Below are 12507 nucleotides of genomic sequence, written 5' to 3' on the forward strand. Positions count from 1 at the left end.
TCAGTGCCCCTGCTGGTTCAGGTGCTGCCAGAGTGCCTCGACCAGGCCCGGCCAGCCGGGATCGTCCGGCCGGTAGGCCCCGGACGTCGCCAGGAAGATCGCGTCGAGCAGCTTGTCCGCGGGCAGGCTCCCGAGCGCCGTCCGCCGCGCGACGAAGTCCTCGATCAGCACCGCGCGGTGCTGTGGGTCGAGCGCGTGCGCGGCGACGATGGCGGCCAGCTGCGCCGGACCGGGGTCCTTCATCTCCAGGCGCAGGCAGCGGCGCAGGAACGCCGGCGGGAAGTCCCGTTCCCCGTTGCTGGTGACGATGACGACGGGGAACGCCGAGCACCGGACGACGCCGTTCTCGATCTCCGCCGTGTACCCGGGATCGGCCGTGAACACCTCGGCGACCGGCGAACGACGGGCGTCCCGCGCCAGTTCCGGGATGAGGAACTCGCCGTCTTCGAAGATCGACAGCAGGTCGTGGGGCAGGTCGGATTCGGCCTTGTCGAGCTCGTCCACCAGCAGGACGCGCGGCAGGCGCCGGGGCAGGAACGCCGTGCCCAGCTCGCGCAGCCGGACGAAGTCGCCGATGGGCGGCTCGCCGGTCTCGGTGCTGGTGGGGGCCGCCGACGCCTGCACGCGGCCGATGGCGTCGTAGTCGTAGAGCCCGGACTTCAACGTCGTCTGCGACGTGACCGACCAGCGGAGCACCCGCCCCAGCCGCAGTTCGCGGGAGATGCGGTAGGCCAGCGTGGACTTGCCGCTGCCGGGTTTCCCGGTCACCAGCAGGGGACGGCGCAGGTACAGCGCGGCGTTGACCATGTCGACTTCGGTCCGGTTGGCGTGCCCGGCGGTGAAGCTCAGTTCCGCGCCCAGCCGCCGTTGGATCTCGGCGTCGTCCTGCGGCACGTCGGCGGCCAGCGGCTCGCCGTCGCGCCGGAAGTCACGCCACGGCGGTGGCGGCGGCAAGCGGTCGGCCAGGTGCGTGTCCTGCAGGGGATGCCCGGTGCCCCGGTAGATCCACCAGTCCGGCGGGTGCTCAGGAAGCTCGGTCGTGCTCATCGGCACCCCCTCCGGGAACCGGGCCGGCTCCGCCGTCGCCGAGGGGGAGCATCCGGCTCGGGTCGTCCCATAGCACCACCAAATCCCCTATGATGCCGCCATCCGGGGACGACGACCTATTTCGGAGTGCGTCGAGCCGGTGTTTCCGGGTCAGTGCGGGCAAATTCCCCAAATCATCGCTGCTGGCCAACCAGGTTACCACCTCACGCACGGCTTCCGAAGAGACCGTAGGGTGCCAAACGATGACGGGCAAGCCCGCGCGCAAAGCGGCGAAAAGCTCGTCCCGGCCCGGAATCGGGTCCGATGACGGCGTCGCGGTCAACACGGTCATCAACCACCGCTCGTCGCTCAGAATCGCATCCAGGCGTTGATGATCTTCGGTGTCGTCGCGCTCGCAGAAATACACTCGTTCGACGGATGGTTCTTGCGTCCAGGAAGCCCACCGTCGTCGCCAAACCCGGTGCGAACGCGGGGAACTCATCCGTTCCAGTGAACGAATTACCATCGGATAAGTCATGTACAGCGGCTGCGGCGAGCCGAAGTCACGCTCCGTGCGCCAGGTGTGCACCGGAAGATCCAGCAGAACACGCGGAAGCACGAACTCCAGGACGACTTCCGCGTCGCTTTCCGACCACGCCTCTTCCGCCGCGGAGATCACTTTCGCCACTTCGTCTTCGAGTTCGGCCGAGGTCGTCGTGACGGTTTCCCCGCGCGGTGGCGGCCACTCGGCGGGATCGTCCTGACGCCAGTGCGAGATCTCGTGCCGATCCGCGTCGACGGAGTCCGGGTTGATCATGATGGTCAGGTGCAACCGCCCCGACAGCGACGGCGTGACCTGGGACCGAAGCCGGTGGAGCGCGTCGTCGAGCCGAAGGCGGTGCGCTTGTCCGTCAGACCACTTGCGCAGGTGCACCGCCAGCTGTTCGTCGCATTCGGCGGCGATCAGTTCGGCGAAGGCCACCACCGGGGGCAGTTCTCCGGGAGCGGCGTTGAAGTCCGCAAGGCCGGAGAAGGCCTGGCCCGCGTCCGCGTAGAGCGGTGCCGGCACGACGTGGCGCGCGGCCCGGCGAACGGCGGCCCGGAGTCCAGGCGGCGCGAATCCTTCGAGCCGCTGCCGGAACGCCTCCTGTTCCGACTCCGGTACCACATCCCGCAACGGCAGGGAATCCACCAGATCGCGGAACCGGGTGCACTCCTTCGTGCCCGGCCGGAGGAATTCGAGCACGGCGGCCAGCGTCGGCAACCCGGATTCGATCACGCTGCAGCCGTTGACGATCTCGATCAGCTGATCACGCGGGGCGAGCTGGTCCGGCACGGTGAAGGGATTGTCGAGTGCTCTCCGCAGCTCCGAGACCATCAATGTGCGGATGGATTTGTCGTCGGCGAATCCCGCCACCACCAGTACGTCCACGAGGGCCTGGCGAATCGCGATGCCGTTGGGAGGACGCCCTTGCCTTGCCGACACCGGCGTACCACCTCCCGCCCCCGCGAAGTGCCCCGAAGATCGCGAGTCTACCTATCAGGTGGCCTTGCAAAAGGGGCAAAAGCCGGACAACTGCTAACGGACTCCGAGCGCCGAGCGGCTCGCGATCACCGAACCGAGTCTTTCGACTTGCGGTGACCCCGGATCGAGCATGCGCACGGCGGCGAGCAGTTCCTCCAGGCCGCCGTCGTACCGTTCGCACGTGCGCGCCAGTTCGATCACGTGCAACCGGTCTTCCGCCTGGTGCGGGACCGCGTCGGCGATCTCACGGCGGGAAAACGCGCGCAGCAGGACCCGGCGGCTTTCCGCGCTCCGCACGCATTCGACCGCCAGCAGCGCCTCGACCAACGCGGTGAACGGAACCGGCAGGACGACCGCCGCGGGCGACGACGGTGCCGGTACGAAGGCTTCGGCGATCGGGGCACCCAGGAGGCGCAACCAGGCCTGGGCCGACGTTTCCTTGACTTCGGCCGCGATCGGCCGGTACGAGCCGGGGTCGGCGGCCGGGTCGTGTTTGACCACGTCCTGGAAGAACGTCTCCGAAGTGATGAGGGCGAGGTCGGCCCCGGTCAGTTTCTGCGCGGACTTGGCCGCCGGCGCGTCGAGCAGCCGGAACGTGAAGCTGATGGCCGGGCTGATCGAGCCGTGGCTCCCTTCGTGCACCTCACCCGCGTTGAGCGCCAGCCGCAGCTGGATTCGCGCGCCCGCGGCGTGCACGGCGTTGTAACGGCGCAGCTCGGCCAGCATCCGCTCGGGCAGCTGGGCCACGAGGTCGGCCTTGGCGATCTCCGGGGGCAGCAGGATCATCGCGCCGTCGCCGGTGTTCTCCACGAAGCAGACGTCCCAGGGGATCCCGGTTTCGGCGAACGTGGTGCGCAGCAGCGCCCAAAGCCCTTCGTGGACGACCCGCAGGTGCGCGACGGTGCGGCTCGGGTTGTTGTAGCCGGCGATGTCGACGGCCATGATCGTCCGGTGCAGCGCGGCCGAATAGGAATGCACGGCCCACCTCCCCACGTCCCGCGCTCAGTGTCCCAGACATATGCACACGCGGCCATGTTCGCGCAGGGCGTTACCCCGAAACGCGGACGTCAGCGGGCCGCACTGGCCATAATTCGGCGTGCCAACGAGACGCCTGCACCTGGTGAGCGCGGATGAGGACCACCGCGTCTCGACCATCGAGCTCTTCTTCGACCTGGTCTTCGTCTACGCCATCACCCAGACCACCCAGCTGATGGCCGACCACCTGAGCCCGCTCGGGGTCGGGCAGGGGCTGGCCATGCTCGCCGTCCTGTGGTGGTGCTGGTGCTCCTACGCCTGGCTCGGGACCACCATCCACGTCGACCACGGGATCGCGCGGCTCGCGATGTTCGGGGCGATGGCCGTGATGTTCCTCGTCTCGCTCACCATTCCCGAAGCCTTTGTCGATCATCCTGGCGGGTTGTTCGCGCCCGTGTTGTTCGTGGTCTGCTACGCGCTTGTGCGGCTGCTGCACCTCGTCGCCTACCTGGGCGCCGCGCGGCATGATCCCGGGCTGAAGCGCGTGTTGCTCCGGATGTTCGTCGGACTGCTGCCGAGCGTCATCCTGCTCGGTGTGGCGACGGCGCTGAGCGGGCCGTGGCAGCTGGGGCTGTGGGTGGTCGCGCTGCTCGTCGACTACCTCAACGTCTACCTCACCGGGCCCGACGGCTGGCGGCTGAACTCGCCCGCGCACTTCGCCGAGCGGTTCGGGCTGATCGTGATCATCGCGCTCGGGGAGTCGATCGTCGCGATCGGCATCGGGATCGGGGCGCTGCCGATGTCGTGGCCGGTCACCGGGGCGGCCGTGTGCGGGCTCGCGCTGGCCGCGGGCATGTGGTGGACGTACTTCGACGTCGTCGCGCGCGTGTCCGAGCACCGGCTGACGCGGGCGACCGGGCGCGAGCGCGCGAAGCTCGCCACCGACTCCTACACGTTCCTGCACCTGCCGCTGATCGCCGGGATCGTGCTGGTCGCCCTCGGCCTGAAGAAGGCGCTCCTCTACGTCGCCGACACCGAGCACCACGCGCCCGGCGAAGCGCTGCACGGCGTACCGGCCTGGACGTTGACCGGCGGGCTCGCGCTCTACCTGATCGCGCTGAGCTCCCTGCGCAAGCGCAACCTCGGCAGCTGGAACCACCAGCGCCTCGTCATCGCGGTCCTGCTGGTCGCGGCGACGCCGTTGCTGGAACACGTGCCCGCCGCCGTGCTGGTGCTGATCGTCGCCGCGGTCGTGCTCGCGCTCATCGCCTTCGAACGCCTGCAGTTCGCGGAGTGGCGCAAGCAGGTGCACGCCGAGCACTCATGACGACTCGAGCAGTTCCGGGCCGACGACCGAAAGGAGCTGCAGCTTCTCGGCGTCCTCGGTGCCGGGCGTGGCCGTGAACACCAGCAGCACCTGCGCGAGGTCGTCGGTGAACAGCAGCTGGCAGTCGAGGTCGATCTCGCCCAGGTTCGGGTGGACGATCGTCTTGCGCCGCTCCGACGGCACCCCGACCTCGTGCGCGTCCCACAGCTCGGCGAACTCCGCGCTCTTCGCCCGGACCAGCCGCGCGAGCTCGGTGGCCCGGGCGTCGGTGCCGCTGGCCGTCCGGAGGTTCGCCACCAGGAACCGGGCGTGCCGGGGGCGGTAGGCCGCCGGGTAGATCAGCTGCTCGTCCGGGTTGGTGAACCAGCGGTAGACGGCGCTGCGCGCGGGGCCGGTGTAGCCGGTCTCGTCGCCGAGCAGCGCCTTGGCCGGCTGGTTCTGCACGAGCGTCTCGCCGAGGTTCGACATCACCTGGGCGGGGGTGTCGTGCAGCCGGTCCAGCACGCGCATCAACGGCCGGCTGACGTGGTCGGAGCGCGAAACACGCGTCGGCGCGGTGTGGCCGGCGAGGCGGAACAGGTGGTCGCGCTCGTCGAGGGACAGGCGCAGGCCGCGCGCGATGGCGACGAGCATCTGCTCCGACGGCCGCGGTCCGCGCTGCTGCTCCAGCCGCGTGTAGTAGTCGGTGGACATGCCCGAGAGCGTCGCGACCTCCTCACGGCGCAGGCCGGCGGTACGACGACGCTGCCCCGGCGGCAGCCCGACGTCCTCCGGGCTCAGTGCCTCACGACGGCGGCGCAGGAAGTCGGCGAGTTCGGGTCGGTCCACACCCTCGATTATCGGCGCTTCCGCCGGGCGTGCCAGGGATCGCCGATCCCCCGTTCGACGCGCTCTGCCACGGCCCGCCCGTCGCGGCGACGCTGAGCGCATGACCACTTCACTCTCCGGCCGCACCTTCGTCGTCACCGGTGCCGCAGGCGGCCTCGGCGCCATCACCGCCCGCGACCTGGCCGCCCGCGGCGCGCACGTCGTGCTCGCCGTGCGCGACCCCGCCCGCGTCACGCCGCCGCCCGGCGACACCGAGGTCCGCCGCCTCGACCTCGCCGACCTGGCTTCGGTGCGCGCGTTCGCCGACGGCTGGTCCGGCGACCTCGACGTGCTCGTCAACAACGCGGGCGTGATGGCCGTGCCGTACGGCAAGTCCGTCGACGGCTTCGAGACGCACATGGCCGTCAACCACTTCGGGCCCTTCGCGCTGACGAACCTGCTGCTGCCGTACCTGACCGGCCGCGTCGTGACCGTGGCGTCCGGCCTGTCCCGGACGGGCAAGATCGAGCTGGACGACCTGAACTGGGACCGCCGCCACTACTCGCCGATGCGCGCCTACGGCCAGTCGAAGCTGGCGAACCTGCTGTTCACGCTCGAGCTGCAGCGCCGGCTCACCGAGGCCGGCAGCAAGGTGCTGGCCGTCGCGGCGCACCCGGGCGTCGCGCGGACCGGGCTCGACCGGCACGCCGGCGGCGTCCAGGCGGTGGTGGTCAAGGCGCTCTACCCGCTGATCACGCAGAAGAAGACGGAGTACGGCGCGCTGCCCACGCTCTTCGCCGCGACCGAGGACGTCCCGGGCAATGCCTACCTCGGCCCGGGCGGGCGATCCGGTGAGACGCCGAAGCCGGCCCGGCGGCGGCCCGCGGACAGCGACGCGGCCGTCGCGCGCGCCCTCTGGGACGTCTCGGCCCGGCTGACTCACTCGTAAGTGACCCCGCACTGGCGCCGAGCCGCATCCCACGTTAACCTACTCACGAGTAGGTAACGGGATGGAGGGCCACATGGCTGCGCCAAGGAAACGGGACGCGATGGGCTGGGGCCTTTCGGCGCTGACCCGGCTGGCCGGGAGCAAGGTCGTGGATCGGGCCGGGCTGCGCAAGCCCATCGAAGGCCTGGTCACGGCGGGGACGCGCAACGGCTTCCGCGCCGCGGGCGCGGCGACCCGGTCGTTCACGTCGGTGCGGAAGCTGGGCAAGCCCGCCCGGCTCGCGCCGACGTCCGACACCGGGCTGTTCGACCTCACGCCGAGCGAGGACCAGCAGCTCATCGTCGAGACCGTGACGGAGTTCGCCGCCGAGCAGCTGCGCCCGGCCGCCGCGGACGCCGACGCCAAGCTCGAAGCCCCGGAAGGCCTGCTGAGCCGGGCCGCCGAGCTGGGCATCAGCCTGGTCGGCATCCCCGAGGAGCTGGGCGGCGTCGGCACCGAACGCTCGGTCGTCACCAACGCGCTGGTCGCGGAGGCCCTCGCGCACGGCGACCTCGGGCTCGCGGTCGCGGTGCTCGCGCCGTCCGCGGTCAGCACCGCGCTGGTCAGCTGGGGCGACGAACAGCAGCAGGCGGACTACCTGCCCGCGTTCGTCGGCGAGAACGTGCCCGCCGCGGCGCTCGCGCTGCAGGAGCAGCGGGCGCTGTACGACCCGTTCAAGCCCGCGACGAAGGCTCGCCGCACCCCGAAGGGCTACCAGCTCGACGGCGTGAAGTCGCTGGTCCCGCGCCCGGCGCAGGCGGAGCTGTTCATCGTCTCGGCCGACCTCGAAGGCCGCGGCCCGGCGCTGTTCCTCGTCGAGTCGTCGAACGCCGGCGTGACCATCGAGGCCGAGCCGGCCATGGGCCTGCGCGGCGCCGCGACCGGCAAGCTGCACCTTTCGAGCGTCGCACTGCCGGCGGGCGCGCTGCTCGGCGGCGGCAAGCTCGACGTCTTCACCGAGCTCGTCCGGCTTTCGCGGCTGGGCTGGGCGGCGCTGGCCGCCGGCACCGCGAAGGCCGTCCTCGACTACGTCGTCCCCTACGTCAACGACCGGACGGCGTTCGGCGAGCCGATCAGCCACCGGCAGGCCGTGGCGTTCTCGGTGGCCGACATCGCGATCGAGCTGGAGGGGCTGCGGCTGGTCACGCTGCGCGCCGCGTCCCGGGCCGAGCAGGGCAAGTCCTACGCCCGCGAGGTCGCGCTGGCCCGGAAGCTGGCCGTGGACAAGGGCATGCAGATCGGCAACGCGGGCGTGCAGCTGCTCGGCGGGCACGGCTTCGTCAAGGAGCACCCGGTCGAGCGCTGGTACCGGGACCTGCGGGCCATCGGCGTCATGGAAGGCGCCGTCCTTCTTTAGGAAAGGGCTTTGAACCGATGATCAACCTGGAAGCTCCCAAGAAGGCCGGCGCGCTGATCAACCAGGCGTACCAGGCCGCGGCCGAGGTGTTCCGGCCGATCTCGCGCAAGTACGACCGCGCGGAGCACACCTACCCCGCCGAGCTGGACATGTTCGCGGCGCTGCTGGACGGCTTGAACTCGTCCGGCGAAGGCGGCGCCGGGGCGGCGGGCGTCCGGCGTTCCGGTTCCGACGACGCCAAGAAGGGCAACCGCAACGGCGCCAACCTGAACGTCGTCCTCGGCACGATCGAGATGTGCTGGGGTGACGTCGGCTTGCTGCTGTCGATGCCGCGGCAGGGCCTGGGCAACGCGGCAATCGGCTCGGTCGCGACCGACGAGCAGCTCAAGCGCTTCTCCGGGCTGTGGGCGGCGATGGCGATCACCGAGCCGTCGTGCGGTTCGGACTCGGCCGCGATCACGGCGACCGCGCGTCTCGACGGCGACGACTACATCCTCAACGGCGAGAAGATCTTCGTGACGTCGGGCGAGCGCGCGGACGCGGTCGTGGTGTGGGCGACGCTGGACAAGACGAAGGGCCGCGCGGCGATCAAGTCGTTCGTGGTCGAGAAGGGCACGCCGGGCCTCGAGGTGGTGCGCGTCGAGCACAAGCTCGGCATCCGCGCGTCGGACACCGCGGTGCTGCGCTTCGAGAACTGCCGCGTCCCCGCGGAGAACCTCTTGGGCACGCCGGAGATCGACACGGCCAAGGGTTTCGCGGGCGTCATGCAGACGTTCGACAACACCCGCCCGCTGGTGGCGGCGATGGCGATCGGCGTCGCACGGGCGGCGCTGGAGGAGACGCGCCGGATCCTGACGGACGCGGGCGTGGTCATCGACTACGACCGCCCGGCACACACCCAGCACGCGGCGGCCGCGGAGTTCCTGCGCCTGGAAGCGGACTACGAGTCGGCGTACCTGCTGACGCTGGAGTCGGCGTGGATGGCGGACAACCGCAAGCCGAACTCGCTGCAGGCGTCGATGGCGAAGGCCAAGGCCGGGCGTTCGGTGGTGGACATCGCGCTGAAGTGCGTCGAGCTGACCGGGGCTTACGGCGAGGAGTCGCTGCTCGAGAAGTGGGCGCGGGACGCGAAGATCCTCGACATCTTCGAGGGGACCCAGCAGATCCAGCAGCTCATCGTGGCTCGGCGGGTGCTGGGGAAGACGAGTGCTCAGCTGAAGTAGGTCGCCGGCGGTCGGCCTCCGGTACGCTCGCCCGCGGAGGCCGACCTTGACCGAACCTGCCAGGACCGACGACGCCGTGGTGTACGAGCCCGGTGACACCACTCCGATCAAGACGCCCGAAGAGTGGGCCGCCGAGGGGTGGGATTCCGGGCGGCAGAACCCGAAGACCCTCGACGAAGCCCGGGCCGCGCTCGCCGCGCGGATCGCCGCGCACGACTCGTCCGACACCGAAGCCGACTCCGGCGCCTACGACGCGCTGGAGGGCTGACCGTGTACGTCCCCTGGCTCGTCGACGCCGCTCGCAGCACCGGCTACCCCGTCGTCGAGGTCGCCGGGTGGCAGACCCGTGGCCACGGCGGCATGCGCGTCGTCGAAGGGGTCGTCGGGCACCACACCGCGACCGCCGACTCCGCGCCGGGCGACTACCCCTCCCTGGACCTCGTCACCCGCGGCCGCCCCGACCTGGCCGGGCCGCTGTGCAACCTCGGCCTCGGCCGCAGCGGCACGATCTACGTCGTCGCCGCCGGCTGCGCCTACCACGCCGGCGCGTCCCGCTGGCTCGGGTTCCTCGACCTGAACGACGAGTTCCTCGGCATCGAAGCGGAGTCCGCGGGCAACGGCGGCTGGACCGACGCGCAGCGCGACGCCTACCCGAAACTCGTCGCCGCACTGCTGCGCTACATGTCCCGCGGCGTCGAGCGCTACGCCGGGCACAAGGACGTCTGCGTGCCACCCGGCCGCAAGATCGACCCGGCCGGCATCGACACCGGCTGGCTCCGCCAGCGCGCCACCACCGGCGCACCCGGCACGACAGGAGTCGAGATCTTGGAACGCATCACGGTCACGCCGCCGGACGCGGGTGCGCACACGGTGCGCGTCTTCCTGTCCGGCAGCCCGGGCTCGGCGATCGTCGTCCGGCCGCGGCTGGGCGACGACGGCTCCGCGAAGCCGATGTGGGTGCCGGGCATCCTCGCGTGGGGTTCGGACCACGCGGGCGTCGGCCACGACCCCGCGCAGCAGCCGGGTTACGACCCGAAGCTGACGTCGCACCGGCGTTACGAGCTGCCGGGCGCGGTGTGGGCGGACGTCAGCTACAGCGCGGCCGAGCCGTTCGACCTCGACCTAGTCGGCTGAGCCGGCGGCGATAGCGGACAACCCGCAAGCCGAACTCGGTGCAGGCCTCGATGGCGAAGGCCAAGGCCGGCCGCTCGGTGGTGGACATCGCGCTGAAGTGCGTCGAGCTGACCGGCGCGTACGGCGAGGAGTCGCTGCTCGAGAAGTGGGCGCGGGACGCGAAGATCCTCGAGTTTTCGAAGGCACTCAACAGATTCAGCAGCTCATCGTAGCTCGACCGAGTGCTGGGGAAGACGTCCGCTCAGCTGAAGTAGGGCTCTAAGTCGGGAGCCCAAGAATGAATCTGGACGGAAATTATCCGACACGTCCTCCGCTGCACTAATGCTGACATTTCATACCGACAGTCTATGCCCCACGCCTGATCATCCCAAAGCCGATCACTCATCGTGACAACGGATGCCTGTTCAGCATTCGTGGTTACCCATCTGCCCTATTGCCGAACCGCATGGAATCGAGCAACGATGATCTTTTATGGTCGCCGCCTGAGCATCGCCCAGAATCAGGGAGGGTCACATGAAACAGAGACTCGAGACCGGAGTATTATACTGCGAGGATAACTTACGCCAGTTGACGCGAATTCCAGACAATTCCGTGGATCTCATCTACCTGGACCCACCATTCTTTTCGAACCGAAACTATGAAGTCATCTGGGGCGACGAGGCTGAAGTCAGGTCATTCGAAGACAGGTGGGCAGGCGGCATCACCCTCTACATCGAATGGATGCGCGACAGGGCCCGAGAGCTGCATCGCGTACTCAAGGATAGCGGCTCTCTCTACCTTCATTGCGACCCACATGCAAGCCACTATCTAAAGGTAATGCTTGACGAGATATTCGGCCAATCCATGTTTCGAAATGAAATAGTCTGGCGCAGAACAGGTGCTCACGGAAAGGCCCGACGCTACAGCCCGATTCACGACACCATCCTCTTTTACACAAAAAGCAATAGCTACATATGGAATAAGATTAAACGCCCATACATGAAAGGACACGTGAAGGAGCACTTCATCCAAGACGAGAGCGGGTGGCGAACCAACTACTATGGAAACGTTCTAACCGGAAGCGGGCGACGCGGCGGGCTGTCAGGAATGCCCTGGAGAGGGATCGACCCAACAAGCAAAGGGCGACACTGGGCGATACCTCGCGCATTATTAGATGAGATTGATGACGATCTTTCGAGCCTAACGCAACACGAGAAGCTTGACCGACTCCTCGAACTAGGCCTCATCATGCTTAATCCGGACAACTACTGGCCCTCTTATCAACACTACATCACCCCTCAAGACGGCACGACCGTCCCAGACATCTGGGCCTATCAACCGTACACTGAGGGCGCAGTATTCGGAACCAATGAAGGTGTCGATTCTGACGTCAGATGGCTGTCGACCCGAGACAAAGAGAGACTTGGATACCCGACCCAAAAACCAGAGGCGCTGCTCCGGCGGATTATCGAGGCCAGCAGCAACACGGGTGACCTGATCCTGGATCCTTTTTGCGGATGCGGCACGACGGTCACAGTCGCGGAAAAAATGTCGCGCGAGTGGATAGGTATCGACATCAGCCCCACAGCCGTGAACATCATGGAAGCCCGAATCAGAAAGTCCTCGCCAAAAGAACAGTTCCCAAAGTCATCGGAATGCCCGTAGCGGAAGATGATCTACATAATCTCAAAGCGTTTGAGTTTCAGAATTGGGTAATACAGAAGTGCTGGGGCACTCACGCTCCGCGCAAGTCTGGCGACATGGGCATTGATGGCTACTCGTTCATGACTCATGATCCAATACAGGTGAAACAGTCCGAAAGAGTTGGACGAAACGTGATCGACAACTTTGAAACCGCCGTCCGGAGGGCCGGCAGCGACTGCGGCTATGTTGTAGCATTTAGCTTCACGCGCGGCGCGAGAGAAGAAGCTGCCAGAGCGCGATGGCAAGACAAGTTAAATATCGAACTGATAACCATTAAGCAACTCTTAAACCCTGAGATTCATCAGCGGCTAGCCCTGCTCAGCGGTGTCTTGGCAACCGTGATCGATTTGCCGCTTCCCGCAGCTCGGAGTCAGCAAGCTCGCCCCAAGGCGGAGGAGCTGATCAAAAGCAGCCGCGAGGCAATCTGAAGACAAGGCCACTCACGCCTACCTTAACCGCAGG

The 12507-nt window shown here is 68.0% G+C and carries 12 protein-coding genes and 1 pseudogene; 9 read left to right on the forward strand and 4 right to left on the reverse strand.

Features of this window, described 5'->3' with window-relative positions; genetic code table 11:
* From OG439_RS30570 to OG439_RS30580, 3 genes are all read right to left on the reverse strand, one after another.
* Positions 1-1047, reverse strand: a complete 1047-nt coding sequence (locus OG439_RS30570) for an AAA family ATPase (protein ID WP_326944221.1) — start codon at positions 1045-1047, stop codon at positions 1-3.
* Positions 1025-2458 carry a VMAP-C domain-containing protein gene (locus OG439_RS30575; protein ID WP_326944222.1) on the reverse strand — a complete coding sequence of 478 codons (1434 nt, stop codon included), beginning with the start codon at positions 2456-2458 and terminating at the stop codon, positions 1025-1027. The genes OG439_RS30570 and OG439_RS30575 overlap by 23 nt, the downstream gene beginning before the upstream one ends.
* 147 nt (positions 2459-2605) lie before the next feature.
* Positions 2606-3529 (reverse strand): effector-associated domain 2-containing protein, encoded by a 924-nt coding sequence (locus OG439_RS30580; protein ID WP_326944223.1) that lies wholly within the window; start codon positions 3527-3529, stop codon positions 2606-2608.
* A gap of 118 nt (positions 3530-3647) precedes the next feature.
* Here OG439_RS30580 and OG439_RS30585 point away from each other — a divergent pair, with 118 nt between their 5' ends.
* Entirely contained in the window at positions 3648-4853 is a 1206-nt protein-coding gene (locus OG439_RS30585; protein WP_247057333.1) for a low temperature requirement protein A, read from the forward strand.
* On the opposite strand, the gene OG439_RS30590 is transcribed toward OG439_RS30585, so the two are convergent.
* The gene (locus OG439_RS30590; protein WP_326944224.1) at positions 4848-5681 is read right to left on the reverse strand and encodes a helix-turn-helix transcriptional regulator; all 834 of its coding nucleotides are present in this window, start codon (positions 5679-5681) and stop codon (positions 4848-4850) included. The genes OG439_RS30585 and OG439_RS30590 overlap by 6 nt on opposite strands.
* 100 nt (positions 5682-5781) lie before the next feature.
* Here OG439_RS30590 and OG439_RS30595 point away from each other — a divergent pair, with 100 nt between their 5' ends.
* From OG439_RS30595 to OG439_RS30630, 8 genes and pseudogenes are all read left to right on the forward strand, one after another.
* On the forward strand, positions 5782-6609 hold the full coding sequence (locus tag OG439_RS30595; protein ID WP_326944225.1) for an SDR family NAD(P)-dependent oxidoreductase: 828 nt from the start codon (positions 5782-5784) through the stop codon (positions 6607-6609).
* A 100-nt stretch (positions 6610-6709) separates the two neighbouring features.
* The gene (locus tag OG439_RS30600; protein WP_326951651.1) at positions 6710-8005 is read left to right on the forward strand and encodes an acyl-CoA dehydrogenase family protein; all 1296 of its coding nucleotides are present in this window, start codon (positions 6710-6712) and stop codon (positions 8003-8005) included.
* Positions 8006-8022: 17 nt separating this feature from the next.
* On the forward strand, positions 8023-9228 hold the full coding sequence (locus tag OG439_RS30605) for an acyl-CoA dehydrogenase family protein (protein ID WP_326944226.1): 1206 nt from the start codon (positions 8023-8025) through the stop codon (positions 9226-9228).
* Positions 9229-9274: 46 nt separating this feature from the next.
* Entirely contained in the window at positions 9275-9496 is a 222-nt protein-coding gene (locus OG439_RS30610) for a hypothetical protein (protein ID WP_326944227.1), read from the forward strand.
* Between the two features lie 2 nt (positions 9497-9498).
* Positions 9499-10362 carry a peptidoglycan recognition protein family protein gene (locus tag OG439_RS30615; RefSeq protein ID WP_326944228.1) on the forward strand — a complete coding sequence of 288 codons (864 nt, stop codon included), beginning with the start codon at positions 9499-9501 and terminating at the stop codon, positions 10360-10362.
* A 23-nt stretch (positions 10363-10385) separates the two neighbouring features.
* Positions 10386-10616 (forward strand): annotated as a pseudogene (locus OG439_RS30620) (acyl-CoA dehydrogenase family protein); the annotation flags it as partial.
* Positions 10617-10875: 259 nt separating this feature from the next.
* Positions 10876-12006, forward strand: coding sequence for a DNA-methyltransferase (locus OG439_RS30625; protein WP_326944229.1), 1131 nt, complete (start codon positions 10876-10878; stop codon positions 12004-12006).
* Complete coding sequence (locus OG439_RS30630) at positions 11997-12473, forward strand: restriction endonuclease (protein WP_326944230.1); 477 nt, start codon at positions 11997-11999, stop codon at positions 12471-12473. The genes OG439_RS30625 and OG439_RS30630 overlap by 10 nt, the downstream gene beginning before the upstream one ends.
* Positions 12474-12507: the final 34 nt, after the last annotated feature.

This window comes from Amycolatopsis sp. NBC_01307 (genome assembly GCF_035975215.1).
Lineage (GTDB): Bacteria > Actinomycetota > Actinomycetes > Mycobacteriales > Pseudonocardiaceae > Amycolatopsis.

Bases quoted from the DNA above. Each gene is read 5' to 3' on its own strand.
- OG439_RS30605 (WP_326944226.1), top strand. From the start codon at position 8,023: ATGATCAACCTGGAAGCTCCCAAGAAGGCCGGCGCGCTGATCAACCAG.
- OG439_RS30625 (WP_326944229.1), top strand. From the start codon at position 10,876: ATGAAACAGAGACTCGAGACCGGAGTATTATACTGCGAGGATAACTTA.
- OG439_RS30630 (WP_326944230.1), top strand. From the start codon at position 11,997: ATGCCCGTAGCGGAAGATGATCTACATAATCTCAAAGCGTTTGAGTTT.
- OG439_RS30600 (WP_326951651.1), top strand. From the start codon at position 6,710: ATGGGCTGGGGCCTTTCGGCGCTGACCCGGCTGGCCGGGAGCAAGGTC.
- OG439_RS30595 (WP_326944225.1), top strand. From the start codon at position 5,782: ATGACCACTTCACTCTCCGGCCGCACCTTCGTCGTCACCGGTGCCGCA.
- OG439_RS30570 (WP_326944221.1), bottom strand. From the start codon at position 1,047: ATGAGCACGACCGAGCTTCCTGAGCACCCGCCGGACTGGTGGATCTAC.